This is a genomic window from Paenibacillus ginsengarvi (assembly GCF_003626695.1).
Lineage (GTDB): Bacteria > Bacillota > Bacilli > Paenibacillales > NBRC-103111 > Paenibacillus_AB > Paenibacillus_AB ginsengarvi.
The window spans coordinates 84,238-107,425 of record NZ_RBAH01000029.1; the positions used below are offsets into that span (position 1 = coordinate 84,238).

29 protein-coding genes and 1 pseudogene are annotated in these 23,188 nt (G+C 56.6%); 13 read left to right on the forward strand and 17 right to left on the reverse strand.

Going from position 1 to position 23,188, the window contains the following annotated elements:
- Positions 1–12: 12 nt before the first annotated feature.
- Both D7M11_RS29590 and D7M11_RS29595 read right to left on the reverse strand, forming a co-directional pair.
- Positions 13–909, reverse strand: coding sequence for a DMT family transporter (locus tag D7M11_RS29590; RefSeq protein WP_120750884.1), 897 nt, complete (start codon positions 907–909; stop codon positions 13–15).
- 113 nt (positions 910–1,022) lie between these two features.
- On the reverse strand, positions 1,023–1,544 hold the full coding sequence (locus tag D7M11_RS29595) for an NUDIX hydrolase (protein ID WP_120750885.1): 522 nt from the start codon (positions 1,542–1,544) through the stop codon (positions 1,023–1,025).
- Positions 1,545–1,771: 227 nt separating this feature from the next.
- On the opposite strand from D7M11_RS29595, the gene D7M11_RS29600 reads away from it, so the two are divergent.
- From D7M11_RS29600 to D7M11_RS29630, 7 genes are all read left to right on the forward strand, one after another.
- Positions 1,772–2,125, forward strand: coding sequence for a YflT domain-containing protein (locus tag D7M11_RS29600; protein WP_120750886.1), 354 nt, complete (start codon positions 1,772–1,774; stop codon positions 2,123–2,125).
- Positions 2,126–2,323: 198 nt separating this feature from the next.
- Positions 2,324–3,481: a PP2C family protein-serine/threonine phosphatase gene (locus tag D7M11_RS29605; RefSeq protein WP_120750887.1), complete on the forward strand. Its 1,158-nt coding sequence runs from the start codon at positions 2,324–2,326 to the stop codon at positions 3,479–3,481.
- The gene (locus tag D7M11_RS29610) at positions 3,478–6,114 is read left to right on the forward strand and encodes an ATP-binding protein (RefSeq protein ID WP_120750888.1); all 2,637 of its coding nucleotides are present in this window, start codon (positions 3,478–3,480) and stop codon (positions 6,112–6,114) included. Before D7M11_RS29605 ends, D7M11_RS29610 begins: the two co-directional genes overlap by 4 nt.
- A 98-nt stretch (positions 6,115–6,212) precedes the next feature.
- A complete protein-coding gene (locus tag D7M11_RS29615; protein WP_120750889.1) occupies positions 6,213–6,554 on the forward strand; it encodes an STAS domain-containing protein in 342 nt (113 codons plus the stop codon).
- Between the two features lie 21 nt (positions 6,555–6,575).
- Complete coding sequence (gene rsbW / locus D7M11_RS29620; RefSeq protein ID WP_120750890.1) at positions 6,576–7,019, forward strand: anti-sigma B factor RsbW; 444 nt, start codon at positions 6,576–6,578, stop codon at positions 7,017–7,019.
- Positions 7,016–7,783 carry a sigma-70 family RNA polymerase sigma factor gene (locus D7M11_RS29625; RefSeq protein ID WP_120750891.1) on the forward strand — a complete coding sequence of 256 codons (768 nt, stop codon included), beginning with the start codon at positions 7,016–7,018 and terminating at the stop codon, positions 7,781–7,783. Before rsbW ends, D7M11_RS29625 begins: the two co-directional genes overlap by 4 nt.
- A gap of 151 nt (positions 7,784–7,934) precedes the next feature.
- A complete protein-coding gene (locus D7M11_RS29630; protein ID WP_120750892.1) occupies positions 7,935–8,264 on the forward strand; it encodes a hypothetical protein in 330 nt (109 codons plus the stop codon).
- A 104-nt stretch (positions 8,265–8,368) separates the two neighbouring features.
- On the opposite strand, the gene D7M11_RS29635 is transcribed toward D7M11_RS29630, so the two are convergent.
- The 4 genes from D7M11_RS29635 to D7M11_RS29650 form a co-directional block, all read right to left on the reverse strand.
- Positions 8,369–8,884 carry a hypothetical protein gene (locus tag D7M11_RS29635; RefSeq protein WP_120750893.1) on the reverse strand — a complete coding sequence of 172 codons (516 nt, stop codon included), beginning with the start codon at positions 8,882–8,884 and terminating at the stop codon, positions 8,369–8,371.
- Positions 8,885–8,936: 52 nt separating this feature from the next.
- Positions 8,937–9,230, reverse strand: a complete 294-nt coding sequence (locus D7M11_RS29640; protein ID WP_120750894.1) for a YtxH domain-containing protein — start codon at positions 9,228–9,230, stop codon at positions 8,937–8,939.
- Between the two features lie 74 nt (positions 9,231–9,304).
- Complete coding sequence (locus D7M11_RS29645; protein ID WP_120750895.1) at positions 9,305–9,559, reverse strand: GlsB/YeaQ/YmgE family stress response membrane protein; 255 nt, start codon at positions 9,557–9,559, stop codon at positions 9,305–9,307.
- 146 nt (positions 9,560–9,705) lie between these two features.
- Positions 9,706–10,452 carry an IclR family transcriptional regulator gene (locus D7M11_RS29650; protein ID WP_120750896.1) on the reverse strand — a complete coding sequence of 249 codons (747 nt, stop codon included), beginning with the start codon at positions 10,450–10,452 and terminating at the stop codon, positions 9,706–9,708.
- Positions 10,453–10,757: 305 nt separating this feature from the next.
- Here D7M11_RS29650 and D7M11_RS29655 point away from each other — a divergent pair, with 305 nt between their 5' ends.
- Positions 10,758–11,741: an alpha/beta hydrolase gene (locus D7M11_RS29655; protein WP_120750897.1), complete on the forward strand. Its 984-nt coding sequence runs from the start codon at positions 10,758–10,760 to the stop codon at positions 11,739–11,741.
- Positions 11,742–11,758: 17 nt separating this feature from the next.
- Here D7M11_RS29655 and D7M11_RS29660 read toward each other — a convergent pair whose 3' ends face one another.
- The 10 genes from D7M11_RS29660 to D7M11_RS29705 all read right to left on the reverse strand — a co-directional run bounded on the left by D7M11_RS29660 (position 11,759) and on the right by D7M11_RS29705 (position 18,227).
- Positions 11,759–12,292 carry a hypothetical protein gene (locus tag D7M11_RS29660; RefSeq protein WP_120750898.1) on the reverse strand — a complete coding sequence of 178 codons (534 nt, stop codon included), beginning with the start codon at positions 12,290–12,292 and terminating at the stop codon, positions 11,759–11,761.
- Positions 12,293–12,310: 18 nt separating this feature from the next.
- Complete coding sequence (locus D7M11_RS29665; RefSeq protein ID WP_120750899.1) at positions 12,311–12,565, reverse strand: hypothetical protein; 255 nt, start codon at positions 12,563–12,565, stop codon at positions 12,311–12,313.
- A gap of 151 nt (positions 12,566–12,716) precedes the next feature.
- Positions 12,717–13,310, reverse strand: a complete 594-nt coding sequence (gene folE / locus D7M11_RS29670; protein ID WP_120750900.1) for a GTP cyclohydrolase I FolE — start codon at positions 13,308–13,310, stop codon at positions 12,717–12,719.
- A 39-nt stretch (positions 13,311–13,349) separates the two neighbouring features.
- Positions 13,350–13,559: a YneF family protein gene (locus D7M11_RS29675; protein ID WP_120750901.1), complete on the reverse strand. Its 210-nt coding sequence runs from the start codon at positions 13,557–13,559 to the stop codon at positions 13,350–13,352.
- 165 nt (positions 13,560–13,724) lie between these two features.
- Entirely contained in the window at positions 13,725–14,756 is a 1,032-nt protein-coding gene (locus D7M11_RS29680) for an HD-GYP domain-containing protein (RefSeq protein WP_120750902.1), read from the reverse strand.
- A gap of 48 nt (positions 14,757–14,804) precedes the next feature.
- Positions 14,805–15,995 (reverse strand): tRNA epoxyqueuosine(34) reductase QueG, encoded by a 1,191-nt coding sequence (queG, locus tag D7M11_RS29685; protein ID WP_120750903.1) that lies wholly within the window; start codon positions 15,993–15,995, stop codon positions 14,805–14,807.
- Positions 15,996–16,005: 10 nt separating this feature from the next.
- Positions 16,006–16,443, reverse strand: a complete 438-nt coding sequence (rnhA, locus tag D7M11_RS29690; RefSeq protein WP_120750904.1) for a ribonuclease HI — start codon at positions 16,441–16,443, stop codon at positions 16,006–16,008.
- On the reverse strand, positions 16,444–17,046 hold the full coding sequence (gene lepB, locus D7M11_RS29695; RefSeq protein WP_240041361.1) for a signal peptidase I: 603 nt from the start codon (positions 17,044–17,046) through the stop codon (positions 16,444–16,446).
- 1 nt (position 17,047) lies between these two features.
- A complete protein-coding gene (locus tag D7M11_RS29700) occupies positions 17,048–17,599 on the reverse strand; it encodes a DUF402 domain-containing protein (RefSeq protein ID WP_120750905.1) in 552 nt (183 codons plus the stop codon).
- Positions 17,600–17,798: 199 nt separating this feature from the next.
- Positions 17,799–18,227: a GNAT family N-acetyltransferase gene (locus D7M11_RS29705; RefSeq protein ID WP_120750906.1), complete on the reverse strand. Its 429-nt coding sequence runs from the start codon at positions 18,225–18,227 to the stop codon at positions 17,799–17,801.
- 623 nt (positions 18,228–18,850) lie between these two features.
- Here D7M11_RS29705 and D7M11_RS29710 point away from each other — a divergent pair.
- Both D7M11_RS29710 and D7M11_RS36805 read left to right on the forward strand, forming a co-directional pair.
- A complete protein-coding gene (locus tag D7M11_RS29710) occupies positions 18,851–19,462 on the forward strand; it encodes a superoxide dismutase (RefSeq protein WP_120750907.1) in 612 nt (203 codons plus the stop codon).
- A 160-nt stretch (positions 19,463–19,622) separates the two neighbouring features.
- Entirely contained in the window at positions 19,623–19,784 is a 162-nt protein-coding gene (locus tag D7M11_RS36805; RefSeq protein WP_168928332.1) for a hypothetical protein, read from the forward strand.
- Here the strand turns inward: D7M11_RS36805 and mutY are convergent.
- Complete coding sequence (gene mutY, locus D7M11_RS29715) at positions 19,781–21,010, reverse strand: A/G-specific adenine glycosylase (protein WP_240041362.1); 1,230 nt, start codon at positions 21,008–21,010, stop codon at positions 19,781–19,783. The two genes, D7M11_RS36805 and mutY, sit on opposite strands and share 4 nt — an antisense overlap.
- A gap of 103 nt (positions 21,011–21,113) precedes the next feature.
- Between mutY and D7M11_RS29720 the strand changes: the two genes are divergently transcribed.
- The 3 genes and pseudogenes from D7M11_RS29720 to D7M11_RS38185 form a co-directional block, all read left to right on the forward strand.
- Positions 21,114–21,968, forward strand: coding sequence for an AraC family transcriptional regulator (locus D7M11_RS29720; protein ID WP_120750908.1), 855 nt, complete (start codon positions 21,114–21,116; stop codon positions 21,966–21,968).
- A 75-nt stretch (positions 21,969–22,043) separates the two neighbouring features.
- Positions 22,044–22,586 (forward strand): hypothetical protein, encoded by a 543-nt coding sequence (locus D7M11_RS29725; protein ID WP_120750909.1) that lies wholly within the window; start codon positions 22,044–22,046, stop codon positions 22,584–22,586.
- Between the two features lie 29 nt (positions 22,587–22,615).
- Positions 22,616–22,877, forward strand: a pseudogene (locus tag D7M11_RS38185) (transposase); the annotation flags it as partial.
- Between the last annotated feature and the right edge of the window lie 311 nt (positions 22,878–23,188).

Sequence of the window (23,188 nt, forward strand, 5' to 3'; positions counted from 1 at the left end):
GCCCTCCTCAGTCTAAGCCGAAGCTCCCTTTCCGGAGCTTCGAACTGCCGGATTGCGCGAAGGCCAGTTCAGGATGACCAAACCGCCGGCGAACACGAGCGCTCCCGCCACCAAATAAACGGTAATCGGGTCGTGCCGGATGACGCCCGACCACAATATGCCGAACAGAACCGACGTATTGCTGACGATGATGGCGATCGGGAACGAAACAAGACGCAGCGCCCGCGAAAACCAATAAAAGCTCATGCCGGTAATGAGTCCCAGCGCCAGCAGCGCGGCTACCGGACCGATCGCCAGTTCACCCGTCATCTCGAATTGAAACGGCAGCGGGAGCGCCATGATCGCCGAGCTCAGCACGAACATCGACAAATTCATTTCGCCCGCTTCCATTTTCGAGGTGAGCATTTTTTGTCCCAATACGTGAAAAGCCGAACCAAAGGCCGAAATAGCGAACAACAGCGTAATGAACGAGCCTCCGTCGCCGAACAGTCCCGACAGCGGCCTCCCGTTCCAGCTGATGCACAGCACTCCGGCCAAACATAAAGCGGCGGCCGCCCAGCCGCGCACGGTTAATCGGTCCTTGAACCAGAGCACCGATATAAGCAGCAGCACGATCGTCTGAATCGGGACAACCAGAATGTTGCCGTAAGAGTAGCCAAGCGATAGCCCCAAATTTTCGAAAAAGTAGTTGCAGCCTTTGCCGGCCGCGCCGATCCACAGCCAGGTCAGATCGAACCTCACCGGCAGCTTCCCGCTGCGGAAAAGCAGGAACGCCCCCAAAAAGACGACTCCGAGCGCAAAGCGCAAAAAAGTAATGGTAGAGCTGTCGAGCATGGCCGAAGCAACCTTAACCAACACACCGACAAAGCTCCATGATAGCGTAGCCAGCAGCAAAAATACGTAACCCATGTTAGCCCCCCGATTACGGTATCCGTTCTTTTCTACCTAGCCATTATAGCAGAAGCGTATAGACACGGAGTGCAATTTTTTCGGGTAGGGGGATCCCGCCGGCTGGCTGGCAATCACATCTCGTCCAGCGCTCGCTTCGCCAGCTCGAGAATCGTTTTGTCACGCAAAAGCATAAATAATCGGGATTTTTCTCCGCATTGGCTCATGCCCATCTTCATCACCTCGATTGCTTGGCCGATCGGCATCCAGCGGACCTCCATTCCAAGCTCGCTCTCGCTCTCGGTCAGCGTCGGGCTGCCGGTTTTGCCGCGCTCCTTGGCTATATAACAGTAGGAAAGCTGCATGAAATTATTCGTCTTCTTATGCTCCTCGATATAACCCAGCTCCTGAATCACATCCGCTTCGTACCCGGTTTCCTCCCGGATTTCGCGTAGGAAGGCGGCCTGCGCCGGTTCGCCTTCCTCCAGGCCTCCGCCGGGCAGCTTGTACAAACCGCGCTTCGACATATACATCATCGCCACGTTCCGCTGGTCATCGATGACGACGCCTCTCGCTCCATAGCGGGACACACGATCCATATAGGCGGGAGTCCCGCCTTCGAAATCGCTGTCCGTTATCGCTCTAACTCGTTCCATTCTATCACCGGCCCTATCGGAATTGTGTGGCAGCACTTGCATGTTTCGTCCTGAACCTTACATGTTATGTACTGTTCTCTCCGTCTTCCGAATGTTCCTGCCTGCCAGCCCCCGTCAGCGTTAAAAAGTCGCATAGCCTGTTTCAGCTTGGTCCGCCGCGGTTATAAAACGAATAGATCGGCACACCGCCCCACCATAGGCGGAATAGCGAAAAGGAGGCGTTCAATATGAACGAGAAAGTTTTCGTCACCGTCGTCGATAATGGAGCAAGAGCGATGGAACAGGTATACTCGCTGCGCAGACAAGGATACTTGCCGGAGGATATTTACATTCTCGCCCATGACAGGAACCGCACGGACGATCTGGCGGAAGCGGCGAATGTCAGCACCGTTAGCGTGGAAGAGGAAGGGATTATGCAAAGCATGGCCAACTGGTTCCGCTCCCGCGGAGACGAGCTTCGCGCCAAGCTCATGTCGATGGGCTGCACGCAGCGGGAAGCGGATGCCTATGAATACGATATGGATCGCGGCAAATTGATCGTTATGGCGAAAAGCCGGGTCCCGGCAACCCGGGGACTGTAAACCGGCTGCGTGCATAGACTCGCTTCTTATAAGCTTCCATCCGAAGACGCCCGCGGCAAAGGAATGAGAGCGCCAGCTCCCATTCCTTCTTGCCGTTTTCGGCGCGGGTAGACGGAAGCCGGAAGACGAGCTAGTATGGAAATAAGCAAATCCGTCAAGTGCAGGCGGTAGACATTAGACATCCGAGGAGAACGAACGATGCGAATATTGATCGTGGACGACAATCCGATGAATGTGATGGTCGTTCGGGAAATGCTGAAGAAAGCCGGCTACGACCGGATCGGGACGGCCGCGTCGGCGGACGAAATGTTCCGTCTGCTGGGCAATGCGGACATTCCGCCCCAGGCGCCGCTTATCGATCTCGTCCTGCTCGATATGATGATGCCGGGCATGGACGGTATCGAAGCTTGCCGCATCATGCAGCAAACAGAGCGGCTGCGCGACATTCCCGTCATTATGGTAACGGCCGTCGGCGACTCGCTGAAGCTGGCCGAGGCGCTCGACGCCGGAGCGTGCGACTTCGTCACGAAGCCTATCAACCGCATCGAGCTGCTGGCGCGCATTCGCGCGGCCTTGCGGCTCAAAGCCGAAAAGGATTGGCACAAGGTGCGGGACCGCAGGCTTCGCGAGGAGCTGGAGCTGGCGCGCCAAGTGCAGGCGGCGGCGCTCCCTTCGCCGGTCGATGAGCCCGGCTTGTCGATTCGCGGCCTGTACAAACCGGCCGAGCATCTCGCCGGGGACTGGTACGCCTGGTACAAAATCGACAGCAACCGCTACGGCATTGCCATTATCGATGCGATGGGTCACGGCATTGCATCGTCGCTTGTTTGCATGTTCGTCGCTTCCGCGCTGAGAGACGCCATTCTGACGCAGGTCGATCCGGAATACGTCGTGCGGGAGCTGAATCGCCGAGCGATCCAGCTGCAATTTTCCAATCCGCTCGTTCAGTACTATTTCACCTGTCTGTACGCCGTGGCGGATATCGCCCGGGGAACGCTCGAATACGTCAATGCCGGGCATCCCCCCGGCCTGCTGACGCGCGGAGACGGCTCCGCCCCGCAAAAGCTGGACCGGAGTTGCGTCGCCCTCGGCCTGTTCGACGGCATCCAGATCGAGAAGCGGGTACTGGAGCTTCGCGAAGGCGACCGGCTGCTGCTGTACACGGACGGCGTTCTCGAATCGCTGGATGCCGCGGACAAGTGGCAGGTCGAGAAACTGCTGGACATCCTGGAGCGGACCGGAGCTTGTCCGGAACAGCTCGAAAAACTGCTGTTTCAAGAGCCGGAGCCGCATATGCGGCAGGATGACCGCTGTCTCATTATAGCCGAGGTGAAGAAGGAGGCGCTGCCGCGTTGAAAATCAAAACGAAGCTCGTGATGGGCTACGGGCTGCTTGTCGCGCTGCTTATCGTCATAACGACGATCGGCTACGAGCGGATGTCCCGGATGAACGACGCTTTGGCGCAATTTTACGAAATGCGCTACGCCAAAGTGAAGATTACCTCCAGCATTCACGGCGACGTGAATACGGCGGCACGCGAGATTATGAACGTCCTGCTCGATAACGACAGCCTTCCGAATCGGATCGACCCGATCAACCGGTCCGTCGACGCCGTCATTCGGCAGCTCAGCGAATTGCAGAACCGGGTGCAGGAGCCCGGCGAGCAGCAGTTGGTCGATACGGCCGTCCGCGAGGCGGAGCATTTCCGCGACTATACGAGCGCCGTGCTGACGAAGCTTCAGGAGGGCAAAGCCGCGGAAGCGCTGGAATACAGCCGCACGGAAGGCAACGTGACGCAAAAAGATTTTCTCGGCAGCCTTGAAAGCTTGTCCCGCTATCACCAGCGTTCGCTGGATGTGGAAATGGCCGAAGCGCGCGCGCTGTACCGGCAGTCCGCCAGCATGACCACCGCCTTGTCGGTCGCCGGCACGCTGCTCGGATTGTGCGTCATGCTGTGGGTCATCCCGAGCATTACGAAGGGGCTGAACCTGCTCGACAGCATGGCCAAAAAATTCGGCCAAAACCGGCTTCGCTCGCTCATGCGCATCGAGGTCACCTCGAAGGACGAGCTGGCCGAGCTGGCGCGCGTATTCCGGCAAGTCGCGCTCGATCTGCACGCCAAAAACGAGATGGAAACGAAGTATAACATGGCCAAGGAAGAGCAGGCCTGGGTAAATACCCACATGGCCCGCATTACCGAGCTGATCGAGGACCTCGGCGCGGTAAGGCAAGTGGCGCAGACGTTCATCAGTGAGTTCGCTCCCGTACTCGGCGCCCAATACGGAGCCATCTATTTGCGCAGCGAACCGGAGCGGACCGATTCGGTCCGGCTGTACGGCGTCTATGCCGAAGGGGCTGGAGACGAGAACGCCTCCTTTGCCAGCTCGTTCCGCCTCGGCGAAGGACTCGTCGGCCAGTGCGCCAAAGACGGCAACATCGTGACGGTGGACGACGTCCCGCCCGGCTACGTCCGCATCCGCAGCGGCATCGGCGAGGCGCCTCCCACGCAGCTGATCGTATATCCGATCCGGTTCGGCGACGAGGTCGTCGGCGTGATCGAGCTGGCCGCCGTGAAGCCGTTCTCGTACATCCAGCGCGAGCTGCTGAAGCATCTGATCGAGAAGCTCGGCACCATACTGAACACGATCTACGACCGGATGCGCGTCGAGCAGCTGCTGAAGGAGTCGCAGGCGCTGGCGGCGGAGATGGAGGAACAGTCGCGCAATCGGCAGCGCGCCAACGAGCTGCTGGAGGAACATACGCGGCAGCTTCAGCGCTCCGAGGAGCTGCTTCAGAAGCAAAGCCTGCAACTGCTCGAGGCGAAGGAAGCGGCGGAGCTCGCTTCCCGGGCGAAAAGCGAATTTCTTGCGATTATGAGCCACGAAATCCGTACGCCGATGAACGGTGTCACCGGCATGGCCGATCTGCTGCTCGAATCCGAGCTGAACCCGGAGCAGAAGGAGTACGCCGCGGTAATCCGCAAAAGTATGGACGCCCTGCTGACAGTCATGAACGATATTCTCGACTTTACGAAGATGGAGTCCGGCAGAATGGAACTGGAGGAGCAGCCGTTTCTGCTCGAAGCGTGCATCCTTGACGCCGCCGATCTGTTTCGGGCCGAGGCGGCAAAGCGCGGGCTGGAGCTGACAGCCGACATCGCCCCCGGCATCCCTCCGCTCGTCATCGGCGATCCGACCCGTCTGCGGCAAGTGCTTGCCAACCTGATCGGCAATGCTGTCAAGTTTACGCAGACCGGCGGCGTGTACGTGCTGGTTCGCGAGGCGGAACGCCCGGAAGCGGCTTCGCTTCCTGCGGGCATGCTTGAGCTGGAATTCGCCGTGAAAGATACCGGCATCGGCATTCCCGAAGACAAGCGCAATATGCTGTTCCAGCCGTTCTCCCAGCTTGACGCATCCATGTCGCGCAAATATGGCGGCACCGGCCTCGGCCTCGCCATCTGCAAATCGCTCGTACAATTAATGGGCGGCTCGATCCGGGTCGTGCCGGGAGACGGACAAGGGGCCATGTTCGTATTCACCATACAAGTCGGGATGCCGGACCCGGATTGTCCGAACGACGACCCGGCTTATAGCGAGTGCTCGGCTGCGGCACAGGATGCTTCCGCTGCACAGCATTCCGGACAAGCCCTCGTAGCCGGAGTCGAGTCGTATCGGGCTTGGCTCGCGTCAGCTCAGCTGCGTCAGCTCGGGTACGCCGTGCGTCTCGCATCCGGCGACGAAGCTTTTCCGCTGCAGCCGGACGCAAATGACAAGCCCTTGGCGCTATATGTGTGTACAGCTGCCTCCCTTCCCGACATGCAGAGCGCGGCCGAAGAGCTGAGCATGGCCGCCACGACCGCGATGGTTGTGCTTGCCGCCGACTGTGCAGAGAATATGGCTCCTGGCCCGGACAACAACGAACCGTTTGCCGTCCTGTATCCTCCCTTGACATTGCAGGCCTGGAGAACGGCACTGAACCGTAATGCTTGAGTTATATAATTTTTTTCAAACCATGATTCCGCCTGTTTCAAATGCGCCGATTGTGGTTATATGGCAGGTAGACCCTCTGCAAAGGAGATGATCTGTTTATGCAATCTTCCAAATTTCGCATGCGCACCGACACGAAGGAGGGACAGTGCACCGTGTACATAAACGGTGAGCTTGATCTTGAAGCGGCCGCGCAGATGCGCGCCGTCATGGAGCCTCTGGTGGAGCTGTGCGACCGAATCCTCACCTTGAATCTGCAAGATTTGCGATATATAGACAGCACGGGGATCGGCATTCTCATCTCGGTGCTCAAAGCCCGCCACGCCCGCGGCGGCCCCTTTACGATCGAGGCGGTACCGGCGCATATCCGAAAGCTGTTCGACATGACGGGCATTACCCCTTTTTTGAACCTTGCCGGTCCATCGGCCGCACAAGCACAATGAGAAAGGAAAGAGAGTAGCGAGATGAAACCAACTTATCCTACTGTAACTCTTCGTGTCCCGGCTGCGGCGGAATATATCGACCTCGTCCGCCTGACGTTATACGGAATCGCCTCGAAGCAAGGATTCCTCTACGAAGATATCGAAGATATGAAAGTAGCCGTATCCGAAGCGTGCAACAACGCGGTTTTGCATGCCTATGATGTAGCAGGCATGATGGAAATCCGGTTTACGATGGCGGGAGACGCGCTGACGATTGCCGTCAAAGACGAAGGCAAAAGCTTCGAGGTCTCTCCCGATAAGCAGGCGGTCCCGTCCCTGCACGGCAAAACGATCGATCAGATCGAAGCCGGAGGGCTCGGCCTATACTTGATGCAGGCGCTGATGGACGAAGTCGACGTGCTTGGCGGCATCGGTACGGAGGTCGTCATGACGAAGCGTCTTGCAAGGAATGAGGAAACGGCATGAGTACAAACCCGGTATGGCCTTCTCCGAACGATTCCGTCGCCGGTATTATCGAATACCAGCGCAACCCGACGGATGACTTGGCGACAGAGCTGATCCGGCAGTACGAACCTATGGTCAAAATGGCTGCAGGCAAAATGGCCCGAAGCCGTCCCGACTTGTACGAAGATTTGCTCCAGGTGGGCCATATGGCCCTGCTCCGTTTATTCGACCAGTTCGATGCCGGGAAAGGCAGCCCTTTCGAGCCTTACGCAATGAAAAGCATCATCGGGCATATGAAAAATTTTTTGCGGGACAAGTCCTGGTACATTCAGGTGCCGAGGCGGATCAAGGAAAAAGGCGCTTCGCTCCGCCAGGCGATCGACGAGCTTACCGTTCGGCTGGAGCGTTCTCCAAACGTGGAGGAAATCGCCGGCCATCTCGGACTGTCCTACGAGGAGACGATGGAGGTGTTCGCCGGACGGGAGCTGTACCATTACGTGTCGCTGGATACTCCGGTGTCGGAGGAGGACTCCGCCTCGACGCTCGGCGACATGATCGGCGCTCCGAACGAGGACTACGACTCCATCGTCGAACGGATGGATCTGATCGAAGCCATGGACAAGCTGAAGCCGGAGGAGCGTCAGGTGCTCTCTCTCGTATTCGAGCAGGGTTTGTCCCAGCGCGTAATTGCAGCCGAGCTATCCGTCTCGCAGATGAGCGTATCGCGCATCCTGAAACGGGCGACCGCCAAATTGAAAACGCTGCTGGTAGAGGACGAGCCCTAAACGTCTTCTCAAGCGCAGCTCAGCCCATAGCACCCAGCCCTAGCGCGCACCGATTCCGATCGGCTGCGCGCTTGCCGTTCGTTTCGGCAGCTTGTTTCAAACGCCGATATAACGTGTAATGATAAGTAATCCTCGATAGGCGGTGATCGTTATGGAAATCAAACATCAAATTCGTTGTTCCGGAAGCGACGTATTGGTTTGCGAAGATGGCCGTTCATATCAGCTTACGATTCAGGCGCTTACGAATCCGCTTGGCTTCGGTCAAGCTCTAGGCACGTTCGATACGCTGGAGGAAGCGATTGAAGGGGCGGAGCACTTCTGCCTCGTCTACCGAATTGCGAAAGAGCACGGCTACTACTTGAAAAATGACGAGCTCGTCCGGCATGAAGGGAAACCTATAGCCGTACAATGGCTGCTCGAAAGGCGCTTCACTGAGCAGGAGTGGTGCGAGCTGATCGCGAGTCGCGCGGCGGCCGTGTAAAATCCAAAAGCACGCCCTCAGCATGGCCGGGAAGGCCAGGCCGAGGGCGTGCTTTTCGTTCCCAACAAACGATTTACAAAAAAACGGACGCCGCATAAGCGGCGTCAATTTTGGATCGGATCGGGTATCAATCCTTCCCGCTCCAGCTCCGAATTCGTTTTCATCATCTTCATTTCTTTGCCAAGCCGAACCAGGTCCTCCTCCTCGGGGGCCATTACTCCGTTCAATGGACGACTCTCCTCCTCTTCCTCCTCCGGGTCTTGACCGGCTGCTGTGTATACGTCCGCTTCCTCTTCCGGCCACCCGCTCAGCGGCACGAGCTCGTCGCCGCACAGCTCGGCCAGCTTGCGCAGCCCCGCCTCCCGAATCTCGTCCGGCACCGGCTTGCTTCCGTCGATTCCGCCGAAAAACGTAGCGTCATGCGCAAGCAGCGTGATTCGCTCGGATTCGTCCGAAACGTAAGGAACCCGGAACAGGAAGCTGTCATTTTGCTCGGGTGAAAATAACGACAGTTGAACGAGCTTGCGCCCTCCTTCTTCCGCCGGGATGAACCCGAGCCGTATGATGGCCCGGGCAAAAAAATCGTTCGGCATCGTCCTGTTCATTCTCCAGCTTTCCATTTTCGTTCGCCTCCTCCGTTTTTTCCATCGTTACCGCTCATAATGCCCGCGTTTACTTGCCTGCCGCCTTATGCGCCATCTCCGCCGCATCGTCCGCGAGCTGAACCGCCTTGTCCTTGACTTCCTGCTGAAGCTCCCCGGCTTTGTCGCGCAGATCCCCTGCGAGTTCAGCCGTCTTGTCCCGTACGCTCTGCACCGCATTGGCGCCTCGCTCCAGAGCGCTATCTGCGTGTTTCCTCAAGCTCTGCCGCAGCTTCTTCCCGGATACGGGGGAGAGCAGCAAAGCCGCCGTAGCGCCTGCCGCCCCTCCGAGCAATACGCCTTTCCATCCACTTGTTATTTTCATCGCTACCACCTCTTATTTTTGGTTTCTTGACCGGTATCGATTATGCAGGCATTTCCGCCTCGTCGATGCCAAGGTTAGACCGACTTCCGCAACGCTTGCGACAACAGCCCCAGCATAAAAACGAACAGGGCGCTGCCGACAATGGCCGGAATGACGGCAAAGCCGCCGATGACCGGTCCGAAGCTCCCGAACAGGAGCGATCCGAGCCACGCCCCGGCAAAACCGGCGAGCATAGCACCGAAAAATCCGCCGGGCATGCCGTTTCTCACAAGAGCGCCGCCGATCGATCCGATCAGCACAGCCATCAGAATACTGATTAGCAGTCCCATCGCGGGTCGCCTCCTTTCTTGGATAGGCCGCCTTACGGAATATATACCCTCCGCCGGCCGGCCTGAAACGGCAGCCATAACAAAAGGACCTCGGGGTCCACCGCAAAGCGGAAGCTGAGGTCCTTTCCCTGTTTCTAAAGCTTCAATTACTTCATCAGCATTTTGCCCATTCGCCCGGCGGACTCGATCACTAGCGCCGCATGGTCTCTCATGCTCTCCAGCGTAAGCCGGTTCGACGGTCCCGAGGCGGCCAAAGCCGCAACCAGCTTATGTGACCGGTTGAAAATGGGCGCCGATACCGCGGCCGCTCCGGGCTCTCGCTCCTCCACGCTCGTCGCATAGCCGAGCAGCCGGATTTCGTCCAGTTGGCGTATAAACGCCTCCTTCTCCGCAAGGCCGGACCATTCGAGCGTTTCCAGCACTTCCTTCTGCACATCGGCGCCTGCGAAGGCGATAAGCACCTTGCTCGACGCCCCCACGTTCAGCGGCAGCCGGGCACCGATCGGAGCGACTCTGCGGATCGCCTGATTGCTCTGCACCGCCTGGATGCGAATCCGTTCCCCGCCATCCCTGACGTACAAACTGACCGTTTCTCCGATGGCATCCCGCAGCCGCTCCATCTCCGGCTGGAGCAGGAGACCCAGGTCGTCGTTTTGAGACAAATGGGCCGCAAGCTCCCAGATGCGGAAGCCGAGCCGGTATTTTTCCGTTTCCGCGTTGCGGGTAATGAAATCTTTGCCCTCGAGCGATGCGAGCAGCCGGTGCACCGTGCTTTTGTGCAGCTTCGTCCTCACGGAAATTTCAGTCAGGCTGAGCTCCGTTTCATCGGTAAATACGGATAAAATATCAAGCGCCCGTTCGACGGCGCGTACAGTCAGCTTACTATCGTCCATCTTCGTTTCGCCCCAATAGTTTCATTATATGAAACTCAGTTTTACTCTAGTATAGCCATTCTTCGAGCCGACGTAAAGTGCCGCGGGTTGTTTGGAGCAAATCGTTTTTTGCTATTGTTTACCTTTCCCGCAGCTATTGACCAAAATACTCCTGTCGCTCTATTATGAATATAAAGGAATCTTACCGGTCCCGTTCTCGTTTTCCCATTGACTGTACAACTTTCATATACAGATACAATCGCCGCCCTGTCGATATCCCTTTTCCACAACGTTTCATTACAGCTACGAGATTGGAGGGATCAGCTATGGAACCAACACCAGCTTCGGCCGCCCCCTATGCTTCAACCTCTTATGGAAGCGCTATCAATCCAGTAATATCCCGCAAAAAATGGTGGATCCTACTCCCCGTCCTCAGTCTGCTCTCGCTGGCCTTATGCGCGGTGCTCGCTTTCCACGGCTATATCGCCTGGATGCTGGCCAGACCGGCTATCGCTCCCCTCAGCTCCAATCCGCAGCTTGCCGCAGGACTCGCTTACGAGGATGTCCGTTTCGCCAGCAGCGACGGCGCCAGTTCGCTCGAAGGATGGTTTATCCCCGCCGAGGACTCCGACAAGGTCGTCGTATTCTCCCACGGCTATGGCGGCAACCGGGAAGAGCTGTGGGTGCCGTTTTACTCCCTGGCGCAGGAGCTGAACAGGCAGCATTACAATGTGCTGCTGTTCGACTACGGCTACGTGCAGCCGGATCTGTCCGTGACCGGCGGGGTGCGGGAGTCGCTCGAGCTGGAAGGCGCGCTCAAGTTTGTCAAGGAGAAGGGCATGAAGCATACGTACGTATGGGGCTTCTCGATGGGGGCCGGAACCGCCCTGCAAACGGCGCTGCAAAACAAACAGATCGAGGCGATGATTCTGGACAGCATGTTCCTGCTTGAGCCGGACACGATGTTTCATAACATTAAGAACCAGATCGATTTGCCGAAATTTCCTTCCCTGCCGCTGATCCGCCTGTTTTTCCCGATTCTGAACGGCACCAGCATGGATCAGATTCCGTATCGAACCGTCAAGGAGACGGACTATCCGATGCCGATCTTCTTCATTCACGGCGAGAAGGACGTCAAGGCTCCTTACGAGGTCGCGCAAGAGATAGCCGGCAATCAATCCAATCCGAACTCGAGGCTGTGGCTGCTGCCGAACGCCAGACACGAGCTGATCTATAAAGCGAACAAAAAAGAGTATTTGCGGCGGACGATGGCTTTTCTAAACAGCGTCGTGGGGTCGGGATCTTCCTGACTTCCGGCGCTTCTTTTTTAACGCACAAATTCGATGCCCCGGGATAACGTGGCCACGATCATCGTATCGCCGATCCAGGCCGCGTCGGAAACCGGAAATCCAAGCCGCACCGGCAGCACCATGAAGCGCCCCTGCCACTCTGCGAGACGGAACAGCCCTCTGTCGGAACAAAGGTAGATGTCGCTCCCCCGTTGAATGACGCTCACCAGGAACAGGCCGTCAAACCGGCACACGTTGAAGCCGCCCCGTCCATTCCCGTACACGAGCTGCCCGCATTCGCCCGTGCCGACCAGACGCCCGCGAAATACTGCGAGACTCGTTACCGCCGTCTTCAGCGCGAATTCGGCCCATTCGCCGGTAAGCCTGTCGTAATAAGCGATTCCGCGATCGCAGCCGATCACTACATACCCGGGCAAATATAAAATATCATACACGATGCAGTCGGGATAAGCCCAATTGAACCAGCCGCTGCCCATATTGCACCAGATGCCGTATTCGGTCGCCGCCAGCAGCCGGCCGCTTTCCCCTTGGCGAAGCCGATAAGCGGGCACCGCAACTTCCGCCGCCTTTCAGCATGTGTCGCTCTTGTATGTAAACAGGCCCGAATTCGTACAAGCCGTTACTTCGCTTCCGCTGCAAATGAGCCGATTGACGGTAACGTTTTCGGGCCACATCTCGTCCATTGCCTTCCAGTCCCCATTCGGGCCGATCCGGTAGACCCCGTGTCCGAGCGAAGAAGCGTATAACATGCCATCGGAGCCGGCTGCAACGGACGATACGTACGGAAACATCCGATTCCATAGCCGAAATGCTGGATTTTCCATCGGACTTCACTCCTTCCATCTTCACACGTTCATTATATTGATAATGATTATCAATCCAATTGTGCCGACAGGTTAATCGACCGCTACCGTTAACAAAAAAACCTTCAAGGCCACCGAAGTGACTTGAAGGTTTTATATCCCGCTGTCCGGTTCACTCTTTCACCAGCGATAAAAATTCCGCACGCAGCGCGGAGTCGGAAGTAAAACGCCCCCGAACGGCGGACGTGACCGTCTTGCTTCCCGGCTTCTTCACGCCGCGCGAGCACATGCACAGATGCTCGCCCTCGACGATGACCATCACCCCTTGCGGGTGCAGCACTTCGACGAGAATATCGGCGATTTCCGATGTGATCCGCTCCTGCACCTGAAGACGGCGCGTGACCGCTTCGACGAGCCGGGCGAATTTGCTGAGGCCGGCGATTTTGCCGCTGGGCAAGTAGCCGACGTGGATTTTGCCGAAGAAGGGCGCCATATGATGCTCGCACTGGCTGTAATAGACGATATCTTTAATGATGACGAGTTCTTCGTGCCTCTCATCAAACGTGACGCCCAGCACTTCGCGCGGGTCCACTGAATAGCCCGCGAAAATTTCCTCGTACATGCGCGTGACCCTGGCCGGCGTTTCGATCAAGCCTTCCCGCTCCACGTCTTCGCCCATCAGGCGCAAAATTTCCCGGATATGCTCTTCGATCTTATCCCGGTTCCGTCCTACGTGTTCGTTGCTGTAGTCTTTAAGTCCAGCCATTCGTTACCCTCCTCCTCGCTGCCGAGGGAGATGCAGCCTTTACTTCCACTTCTGGTTTTTCATCATGCTCTGCATTTGCTGCATCTGCTTCTTATTCAAATTGTACCCCATCTTCTTGGCCATCTGTTGAAGCATTTCCGGATTCGATTGCATCGATTCGAGCTGCTTGCGCAAGTAGAAGACACCGATAAAAAAGCCGCCTACGAGACCGGCGATCAGTGTCAGTATAGGGATGATCCAGCTCCACATTCTCGTTATTCACCTCTGGCAATTGTTTGAAAATGGATGTCGAAACCATTTCATCATAGCATTTTGCCAACTCGACTTCAAATAGGAAAAAGCCCCACCGCGCCAATCCGGTACAGGACGCTCGATGACTGGACCGTTGTCTTGGGGGACAGTCCGAAAGCGCGGTTACAAAAGCACGCTTTCGATAAATACGGTCGTATGCTTCGCAAGGTCGACTTCCTTGACCTCGATCTCTTCCCCGACCTGGCGGACGATGCGAACGACCGGCCTTCCCGGCAAGCCGCGATGCTGGCCAACGACGACTCCGGTTTCCTTCGTCGACAGCCGGACCGACGCCCCGTTCGGATATATGGATACGGTTCGCAGAAAATGGATCAGCACGTCCCGGTCGAGCTTGTTCCCCGCGAGGGCCATCATATGTTCGCACGCTTCATGGGGCAGCATCGGCTTGCCGACACCGGCCAGGCCGCTTAGCAAATTGTCGAACATATTCGCCACGCTTACGATCTGTGCGTAGATATGGATCTGATCGCCGCTTAGCCCGCGCGGAACCCCTTCCCCGTTCGGTGCCTCGTGATGCTGAAGCGCCACATGGGCGATCAGCAAGTTCAGCTCCTGCTTCTGCTTCAGCAGATCGAAGCCGCGCCAAGTATGATGGCGCTTCAGATCGGGCGATTCGTCGTCGGTCAGCCTTTCGACTTTGCCTACGTCGTGCAGCAGCGATCCGATCGCGAGCTCCTTGATCTGCCCGTGGTTCAGATTCATATTGATGCCGATCATCGTAGACATCATGCATACGTTCAGAGCATGCACGTACATCTCGTTATCCTTCGTCCGGATATCGGACAACTGGATCAGCACTTCCTTGTTCCGCATCACGTCATCCAACAGTTGATCGATGCTGATGCTCACCGCCCGCGGATCGAACGACTTGCCGGATTTGATCGTCTGGAACGTCTCGGTCATCCGCTTCATGACGGAACGCTTCGTTTCCTCCGACAGCACCTCGGGGATGTCCACGTCTTCGAACTGAGGGTCCTTGATGTAAAGCATCGTGGCGCCGATCCGGTTAAGCGTGTTGATCATGTATACGGTAAGCTGCACGCCTTCGGACAGCAGCACGGTGCCGTTGCTGGCAAAAATCGTCTTGCCCAAAAATTGTCCGGGCTCGACCTGCTCGATGCTTACATATTTCATGCAGCTGGCGCCCCTTAACATATCGGATGAGTATAATTTGTCGGTACCTTAAGGATACATGTCCGAAGCGCCACCGTCCACCCCGGCAATAGCCTTCAGCGCCGTTTCCATGTACTCCGCCGCCACGGGATGAGCCTCGGTCCGTTTCGCTTGCTCCAGAGCAGACCGCGCTTCGTCTCCGCCGATCCGTCCCAGCGCCCAGGCGGCCGCCGCACGCAGTTCGGGTCTCTCGTCGGTCCGCATCACATCGGACAGCAGCGGAACGGCGGTCTCGTCCCGAAAGTTGCCGAGCGCGATAAGCGCATTGCGCTGAATCGGCTTGCGGCCGCGCCAGGAGGCGGCTAGATGGCCGTACAATTCGCGAAACTGCTTGTTCGACAGCGACAGCAGCGGCTTCAGCAGCGGCTTCACCTTCTCGGGCTCGGGCTGCAGGTCGGGCTGGTGCGTCCAGTTTTTCCCCTTGTTAACCGGACATACGACCTGACACGTATCGCAGCCGTACAAACGGTTGCCGATTTTGCGCATCATCTCCTCCGAGACGAACCCTTTCGTTTGCGTGACGAAGGAGATGCACCGGCTCGAGTTGAGCTGGCCCGGCCCAACGAGGGCGCCGGTCGGACAAGCGTCGATGCATATCGTGCAGTCGCCGCACTGGTCGGTAATCGGCCTATCCGGGGGAAACGGAATGCTTGTGATCAGCTCGCCCAAATATACCCACGAGCCCCATTCGGGAGTAATAATCGCGCAATTTTTGCCGCTCCAGCCGATGCCCGCCCGCTGCGCGACGGCACGGTCGGACAGCGATCCGGTGTCGACCATGCTTTCGATTCTTGCCTCCGGTACGCGCTCCTTGATGTATTCTTCCAGGGCGGCGATTCGTTTTCGCAGCACCTTATGGTAGTCCTCGCCCCAGGACGATCTAGAGATGATCCCCCTGTAAGCGCCGGGCGCCGACTTGGGCGCATCCTTCAGCTTCGACGGGTATGCGATCGCAATCGATACAAGCGATTGCGGACGTTCCAGGCTGAGCGCCGGATCCGTCCGCTTCTCGAGATCGGGCTCCTCGAAGCCGGATTCATAGCCTCGCTCCCGATGCTGTATGAGGATTTGCTTTAATTCCACGAAAGGCTCGGCTGAAGCGAAGCCAATCTTGTCGATGCCCAGCTCCGGCGCGGCCGCGCGAATGTCTTCCTTCAGCTGCGCATAATAGTCCTTGCTGTCGTACGCTGCCTTCTCCATCTCTATCACCTCAGGTCAGCCGCTTGATCGCTTCCCGGGCCAATAAGTCGCAATGGTTATTGAATTCGTTGTCGCTATGTCCCTTAACCTTTACATACTCGACCCGGTGCTTGTCCATCAGCTGCAGCAGCGATTTCCACAGATCCTGATTTTCGACGGGCTGCCCTTTGCTGTTTTTCCAGCCGTTTCTCATCCAGCCCCGGAACCAGCCTTGCTGGAAACAATTGACCAAATAGGCGGAATCGCTGTGCAGCTTTACCTGACACGGCTCCTTGAGCACGCCCAGCGCTTCGATGGCCGCGACCAGCTCCATCCGGTTGTTGGTCGTATGCTTCTCGCCGCCGGACATCTCCTTGCGATTCCCGCCGTAGAACAGGATCGCTCCCCAGCCGCCGGGACCGGGATTGCCCGAACAGGCGCCGTCCGTGTAGATCGTCACATCTTTCACTTACAATCCTCCCATTTGACGAGGCGGCCACAAAATGAAGTCGGCCCGGCCTTGTATCAGCTTCTCCTCGACCGTTCCGAAAATGCGGCTGTCCTTGCTCGCCCCCTGATGCCGGTTGTCGCCCATGACGAAATAGCGGCCTTCCTCGACAACGACCGGGCTGCGGTCGCCGTCTTCGATTTTGATATCGGTATACGGTTCGGCAACCGGCTCTCCGTTTACGAACAGCTTGCCGCCCTTGATTTCCACCTTGTCCCCCGGAATCGCCACAACCCGCTTGACCAAATATTGCCGCTCGGCCGAGCGCATATCGGGGTCCTTCAGGATCACTACGTCTCCCCGCTTCGGATGTCCGATCAGCAGGGCGATTTTGTTCACATACAGCCATTCCTTCTCGCGGAGCGTCGGCTCCATCGAGTGTCCTTTAACCGTAGACAGATTGAACACAAACATATTGAGCAATATGACGATAAAAAGCGCCACGGCAATCGACTTCGTCCAATCCCACAGCTCTGCGGCCATGCTGCGGCTAGGCGGCTGCTCCGGCTCCGCGGTCATGGCCGCAGCGGCGCGGCGGTCGTCCTGGCCTTTGTAAGTGTCCATGTCAGCCCTCCGGCCCTTCTTTTTTCCATAGCTCGTAATAAGCGAGCACCTGCTCGCTCCGAAACGGCGAATCTCCCCGCCCAAGCCTCTCGAGCAGCGAACCCAGCCCCCGCTTCACCTTGCGATCGACCATGTCCGAGTAATGATAATTATGCTTATGCTGTTCGTATTCCTCCTGGTCGACTACCTGCGTACTGCCGTCCGGCGTGCGAATGACGTCGAGATCGTAATCGATGTACGTGATGACGCCGCCGTTCACATAAGGAGGAGAGGCGATATTGCAATAGTAGCGGATTCCCTGGTCCTCCAGCAGCGACACGACATTGAACCATTCACCCGGAATAAAAAAGGTGACCGACGGAATTTTGCTCGTCCACTCCTTGCCGTCCCGCTCCCGAATGGGCGTCTGGCTGTTAATGAGCACAATCATCGACTCCAGCCGATGCTCGGGGACGAGCAGTTCGTCGGCAATGCGCCAATTTTTCAGCCACATGCGATGAAGATGGCCGTCATGCTTGAAACTCTTGATTTGGTATTTGGTGAATGAGTTCATACGCGGGGCCCTTTCTGGCAACTGGTTCTATTATATACAAAAATAATTATCGAAGTAAGTGCTTGCCTGTCCGGGACTGCGTAAAGCCCCAAAAAAGCCCTTACAAGAATACAAAAGCATACCTCTACGCCAATTGCAAATGTAGCTCATTGCAATAGCTTCAAGATATGCCCTTCAGATAAACGGCCGGCTTCGCCAATCAGCGACCGCTGACAATTCGCAAATGACGGAACGAGCGGGAGAAATTGTTGTCGGTATATCCCGCCGCTTCATAAACGGGAAGAATAGGCTCATTATGCACATCTACAGTGACCAAAATTTTGCTTACCTTGCGCTGCGTAAACTTCATCTTCAGGCTGGCGATCAGCGCCTTGCCGATCCCCTTCCGCTGACATTCCGGCGCTACGGCGATACGGTAATAATACCCCTGATTGCGCTGGTCGATGGTGCCGATGATAATTCCGGCGATCTCCTCGTTCAGTACGGATACGAGCACGAGCTCCGGGTCCAGGGTAAGCTGCTTGGCGAACGCTTCGATCGTTTCCTCGTAGCATTCTTCGGACAGCACTTCGCGGAAAAGTTTCGTAATCGACGCATAATCGGACAATTGAAAGGGCCGAACGAACATCTTGGTCTCTCCCCGTTTTGGTTTTTACAGCTCCCGGCCGGATACCCGCGCTCGGGCAGGCCGGTCATCTGATTGGCGGAAAAAGCAAAATGGCGACCATCGTCCCTCTATTCGGTAGGACTTCGGCCCCATAAGCTATCCCCTGTCGTTTCTAACTGTTAGCAAGTCATATTCCCCGCACGCCTTCGAAGCATATGAGGGGAGTCCCGGATTCCTATCTTCCTAACGTTAATAAATACGACAAAAACCGAGGGAATCCTGCTTAAATCTTAATAAATCCTTAAAAACTTTCAATTATCTCCTGAAAACGCTTCATTGCAATCGGTTTCAGCCCCTGAATAGGAAATCTAAAAAATATTTTACATTTTCATACAACATTTTTCGTCACCGTTTACCTGCTAAAGGCCTTCCCTGCATTCTATGAGTAACGAAAGTATAAGATGATAAAAATCAAGCATACTGTTTATGATCGTTTTCACTTAAGTCCGATCCTGATCCCGAACCCGCTTCCGGCTGACGCCGGGGGAACTTTTCAAACATAAGTATTGCACATGTTGATTTATCTCCGCAAATGAGGGATAATAGACGTGTACAAATCCATTATTTAGGGAGGTATTTCTTTCATGGCACATCAACTTCCGCCACTGGCCTACGCCAACAACGCTCTTGAGCCTCATATCGACGCTCAAACGATGGAAATCCATCACGACCGTCACCACAATACGTACGTGACGAACCTGAACGCAGCGCTCGACAAACATCCGGAATTGCACGACAAGTCGCTCGAAGCTTTGATCGCCGACTTGAATGCCGTCCCTGAAGATATCCGCACCGCGGTTCGCAACAACGGTGGCGGTCACGCTAACCACTCCTTGTTCTGGACGACGATCGGCCCTAACGCCGGCGGCGCTCCTACCGGCGCACTTGCTGCGGCAATCGACAGCGAGCTGGGCGGTTTTGACGCGTTCAAGCAAGCTTTCGCGGCAGCGGCAACAACCCGCTTCGGCAGCGGCTGGGCATGGCTCGCCGTTTCGAAGGACGGCAAGCTGAAAGTGTACAGCCTGCCTAACCAAGACAGCCCGATCATGGAAGGCGATACGCCGCTCCTCGGTCTGGACGTATGGGAGCATGCTTACTACCTGAAATATCAAAACAAACGCCCTGACTACATCGGCGCTTTCTGGAACGTAGTCAACTGGAACGAAGTCGGCAAGCTGTACGACGCCGCCAAGTAATAAAAACCTACAATCCCCGCCCGGGACCGTCCTTCAAGACGATTTCGGCGGGGATTTTTTTGTCCCGTTCGCCTTTCGGAAGCAGCTCGTCCCTTCGCATGTTTCGCTGGAGAGGCGAATACAATGGAAGCGAATCGACCGACGAAAGGACGAACGAGCCATGTCGAAATCAAATCGCGGAAAAGCGCTATGGAAGCTGCCCTCCAGGGGAAGAGGAACATGTCCCGTCTGCGGCTCGACCCGCATTAAGCTGCTGTACACCCGAACGCTCGAGGACGGTGTAAAAGCCAAAGTTTGCAAACGGTGCCGCCCCGGCGCCTAGCTTTTCGGCGAATCGGCCGGCGGCGCCTGCTGCAAGATCCGCACGAAAACGTTCGGGAGCGCATATTGCCGCAGCTCCTCCTCGCCAAACCATAGAAACGTTGTTTTCTCCTGCTGCTCCCCGGACGCTTGCCCGGCGTCACCGCCACGATCGCCCGCAGCCGCCGCACCTTCCGTAAAACCGGCGAAGCGGCACCGGTATACCCGCATACGCCACTCGATATGACTGAACGTATGCTCGGTATCCATCATCGGCTCCACCGGCTCGACAAGCAGGCCGTATTCGGCCTCCAGCTTCTCGCGCAGGAAACGCATTGCCGCCGCGTCGGCGCCAGCATCAGCGTCAGCACCAGCCCGTCCCGCAGACGCCTGCAGCGTCTCCGGCAGCTGCACATGCGGCAGCTCCCACATCCGGGCGAGCAGCCCTTCCTTCGGGCGCTGCCGGATAAGCACGCGGCCGCTTTCCGTTCCCGCGCCCTCGATATAAGCGACAGCTCGCCGCTCCGGCCGAGGAGGCTTCGCCTTTGTTTTCACGGGCAGCTCGTCCGCCGCCCCCTCCAGTCTCCCGGCGCACAGCTCCATCACCGGGCAAGTGAGGCAGTGCGGCGATTTCGGCGTGCATACCGTCGCTCCGAGCTCCATCAGCGCCTGATTGAAGTCGCCGGCCTTCCCTTCCGGGATCAGCTCCTTGGCGAGCTTCTCCATACCGATCCGGGTCGAGGGCTTGGCAATATCGTCTCGGAGCAGGAAATAGCGGGACAGCACCCGCATCACATTGCCGTCCACCGCCGGTTCGGGCTTGTTATAGGCGATGCTCAGCACCGCACCGGCCGTGTACGGCCCCACTCCTTTCAGCGACGAGATGTCCTCCTTGGAATCGGGCACCTGGCCGCCGTAGCTTGTCTTAACCTCCCTCACGGCTGCCTGCAGGTTGCGCGCGCGAGAATAGTAGCCAAGCCCTTCCCATGCCTTCAGCACCTGTTCCTCGGGCGCGTCGGCCAGCGCCTCGACCGTCGGGAACTGCTCGATAAACCGATGATAATACGGAATAACCGTCTCCACGCGGGTTTGCTGAAGCATCACTTCGGATATCCATATATAATAAGGATTGCGGCTTCGCCGCCAAGGCAAATCCCGTTTATGCGTGTTATACCAGTTGAGCAGTTCTGTGGAAAAATATAATTTGGCTTCGTTCGCGCCCACCATCGCCATCTCCCTATCTGTCATTTCGTTTCCCGTTTCTGTTATGATGTATGAGGCGCGATCCAGAAAATGCCGGTCCATTTTTTGAGGGATCGCACCCGAGTAGTGAAAGGAGCGAATCCGAGCGATGCTGACCCCGGGGCAAATTGCCGCCCAGCTCAACAAACTGGTATTCTCGATCGTCCTGACCGGCCACCGGAAGTGCGAGCCGGCCTGGGTTCAGCCGCTGCGCACGATCCGGCATCACTCGCTGTGGCTGATCGTAAAAGGAAAAGGAACGTTCACGATCGGCGGCACGCATTATCCAGCCGAGCCGGGCAAGCTGTTTTTTTTCGCCCCAGGTATGCTGGTGGAACGAAGAAGCGACCCCGATCAGTCCCTTGAATATTACTTTTTACGTTTTCATTATACGGAAACGTACGAGGAGAAGGAACAGTGGATTTGCCGAAGCTCGGCGGAGAGCCCGTTTCCGCTGCAAGGCATGTACTCGCTGCAAAATACGCCGCAGTTCATCTACTATATGGAACAGCTATTCGTTCTATGGCAGCGCCGGGGACATATGACAGCCATGCGGCGCAAGCTGCTGCTGCAGGAGTTTTGGCTTGCCCTTTTGCACGATTTCCGCGTCCAAAAAATGGCGGGCGATACGACGGCCGCCATCGAACTGACGCAGGACTACATGGTGCAGCATTACAAAGAGCCGCTGACGCTCGAATCGCTGGCCCAGATGGCCGGCCTCAGCGTCAGCCATTATTCCCGGCTGTTCAAAAAGGTGATCGGCTACAGCCCGATCGATTATTTGACTCATCTGCGCATGGACCGCGCCAAAGAACTGCTCGTCTTATCCGATTACCGCTTGAAATCAATCGCCCAAAGCGTCGGTTATGGGGACGAGTTTTATTTCAGCCGCATGTTCAAAAAAGTCGTAGGCCTCTCGCCGCGCGAATACGCCAAGCGCAACCGGGGCGATCCCGTCAAGTGAGGGCGGGCGGCCTGAGGCAAGTTTGACTTCTCCCGGAAGGAATAGTAAGCTAGGCGTTGATTTGAGGTGAAACGCATGAAGCAGGCCAAGGCCGAAACGTATTGGACGATTCCTTATTTGACGATATGGGGCATTCAGTGGATGGCCGATTCGCTGCTGCAATATATATGGATGATCGACCCGAGCGGAGCGTTCCGCAAGGTGCTGCTGATCGCGGCGGCTGCGGTGAGCGCAGTTTACTTGATCCGCGATGCCAGAAGTTATGCGGCGAAGGAAAGACGCTGGAGCGTCAAAACTGGCGTTCCTGCGGTGGCGGCGGCGATCGTGCTGCTCGTCATCATCGTACAGCTTGTAAGGCTCGGACTTATTCCTCCCTTGTATACCGAATTGCTGCGTTCCTTGCTGCTGGCTGGCTTCTATTTATATGTCGGCGTGAGTCTCGGCCGCGAGCTCGTCCATTTGGCCGTATGGCTGGGCGCGCTGACCGTCGTGATCGGAACCTGGTATCTGGGCTACGCTCCAATCATTCTAGGCTTCTCGGGCGGGGCCAGTTTGCTTGCCTGCGCGGCTATTTTTACGTTTTGGGGCAAGCCCGGCGCTGCGCCAGGCCGCCATTGAGCGAAGCCGGTGAGGACGAAAGCTGACAAGATCTATTTGAAAATCTTGTCACCCAATCTGTCCGAGATCACTTGGAACGCATGATGAAAGCTGAAATCCAAAGCATTCTGGAACACAACGCTTCCTCGGCAAACAACAGTCGCAACGGGTACTACAATCGATCCCTCCCGGTCCAATTGAGGATATGGAGGTACTGAGGGACCGAAACGGCGAGTTTCAGACCGAGTGTTTCAACCGTACCAGCGACGTGACGGTTGGCTGGAGGAAGCGGTCATTCAGATGTACCGATCTCGACCTTCGTGCGTCCAAACTTAACCCCATCTGCCTTAGCAACCTCAATTCCCTCCGCTTGTCGCTGCCGGTTTTTCTTCCGTTCCTGTTCAGCCACATCCGCCAGCATGCTTAAGAACTGATGCTAAAGCGATTTCCCCAAGTCGCCCATTGTTTTATATTTTCTGGATTCAAAGAGTCTCGTTAGGGCGTGTATTCAAACTATCAAAAGGCCCTATAATTTGGTAAACTTCTCACATGAGAAGAAGATACGAGATACGTGACGATCAATGGGAAAAACTGAAAAACCTCTTGCCACTAGAACGGAAGCC

What these genes read in the sequence shown, in the direction of transcription:
- D7M11_RS29590 (WP_120750884.1), bottom strand. Translation starts at nt 909, where the DNA reads ATGGGTTACGTATTTTTGCTGCTGGCTACGCTATCATGGAGCTTTGTC.
- D7M11_RS29595 (WP_120750885.1), bottom strand. Translation starts at nt 1,544, where the DNA reads ATGGAACGAGTTAGAGCGATAACGGACAGCGATTTCGAAGGCGGGACT.
- D7M11_RS29600 (WP_120750886.1), top strand. Translation starts at nt 1,772, where the DNA reads ATGAACGAGAAAGTTTTCGTCACCGTCGTCGATAATGGAGCAAGAGCG.
- D7M11_RS29605 (WP_120750887.1), top strand. Translation starts at nt 2,324, where the DNA reads ATGCGAATATTGATCGTGGACGACAATCCGATGAATGTGATGGTCGTT.
- D7M11_RS29615 (WP_120750889.1), top strand. Translation starts at nt 6,213, where the DNA reads ATGCAATCTTCCAAATTTCGCATGCGCACCGACACGAAGGAGGGACAG.
- rsbW (WP_120750890.1), top strand. Translation starts at nt 6,576, where the DNA reads ATGAAACCAACTTATCCTACTGTAACTCTTCGTGTCCCGGCTGCGGCG.
- D7M11_RS29625 (WP_120750891.1), top strand. Translation starts at nt 7,016, where the DNA reads ATGAGTACAAACCCGGTATGGCCTTCTCCGAACGATTCCGTCGCCGGT.
- D7M11_RS29630 (WP_120750892.1), top strand. Translation starts at nt 7,935, where the DNA reads ATGGAAATCAAACATCAAATTCGTTGTTCCGGAAGCGACGTATTGGTT.
- D7M11_RS29635 (WP_120750893.1), bottom strand. Translation starts at nt 8,884, where the DNA reads ATGGAAAGCTGGAGAATGAACAGGACGATGCCGAACGATTTTTTTGCC.
- D7M11_RS29640 (WP_120750894.1), bottom strand. Translation starts at nt 9,230, where the DNA reads ATGAAAATAACAAGTGGATGGAAAGGCGTATTGCTCGGAGGGGCGGCA.
- D7M11_RS29645 (WP_120750895.1), bottom strand. Translation starts at nt 9,559, where the DNA reads ATGGGACTGCTAATCAGTATTCTGATGGCTGTGCTGATCGGATCGATC.
- D7M11_RS29650 (WP_120750896.1), bottom strand. Translation starts at nt 10,452, where the DNA reads ATGGACGATAGTAAGCTGACTGTACGCGCCGTCGAACGGGCGCTTGAT.
- D7M11_RS29655 (WP_120750897.1), top strand. Translation starts at nt 10,758, where the DNA reads ATGGAACCAACACCAGCTTCGGCCGCCCCCTATGCTTCAACCTCTTAT.
- D7M11_RS29665 (WP_120750899.1), bottom strand. Translation starts at nt 12,565, where the DNA reads ATGGAAAATCCAGCATTTCGGCTATGGAATCGGATGTTTCCGTACGTA.
- folE (WP_120750900.1), bottom strand. Translation starts at nt 13,310, where the DNA reads ATGGCTGGACTTAAAGACTACAGCAACGAACACGTAGGACGGAACCGG.
- D7M11_RS29675 (WP_120750901.1), bottom strand. Translation starts at nt 13,559, where the DNA reads ATGTGGAGCTGGATCATCCCTATACTGACACTGATCGCCGGTCTCGTA.
- D7M11_RS29680 (WP_120750902.1), bottom strand. Translation starts at nt 14,756, where the DNA reads ATGAAATATGTAAGCATCGAGCAGGTCGAGCCCGGACAATTTTTGGGC.
- queG (WP_120750903.1), bottom strand. Translation starts at nt 15,995, where the DNA reads ATGGAGAAGGCAGCGTACGACAGCAAGGACTATTATGCGCAGCTGAAG.
- lepB (WP_240041361.1), bottom strand. Translation starts at nt 17,046, where the DNA reads ATGGACACTTACAAAGGCCAGGACGACCGCCGCGCCGCTGCGGCCATG.
- D7M11_RS29700 (WP_120750905.1), bottom strand. Translation starts at nt 17,599, where the DNA reads ATGAACTCATTCACCAAATACCAAATCAAGAGTTTCAAGCATGACGGC.
- D7M11_RS29705 (WP_120750906.1), bottom strand. Translation starts at nt 18,227, where the DNA reads ATGTTCGTTCGGCCCTTTCAATTGTCCGATTATGCGTCGATTACGAAA.
- D7M11_RS29710 (WP_120750907.1), top strand. Translation starts at nt 18,851, where the DNA reads ATGGCACATCAACTTCCGCCACTGGCCTACGCCAACAACGCTCTTGAG.
- D7M11_RS36805 (WP_168928332.1), top strand. Translation starts at nt 19,623, where the DNA reads ATGTCGAAATCAAATCGCGGAAAAGCGCTATGGAAGCTGCCCTCCAGG.
- mutY (WP_240041362.1), bottom strand. Translation starts at nt 21,010, where the DNA reads ATGACAGATAGGGAGATGGCGATGGTGGGCGCGAACGAAGCCAAATTA.
- D7M11_RS29720 (WP_120750908.1), top strand. Translation starts at nt 21,114, where the DNA reads ATGCTGACCCCGGGGCAAATTGCCGCCCAGCTCAACAAACTGGTATTC.
- D7M11_RS29725 (WP_120750909.1), top strand. Translation starts at nt 22,044, where the DNA reads ATGAAGCAGGCCAAGGCCGAAACGTATTGGACGATTCCTTATTTGACG.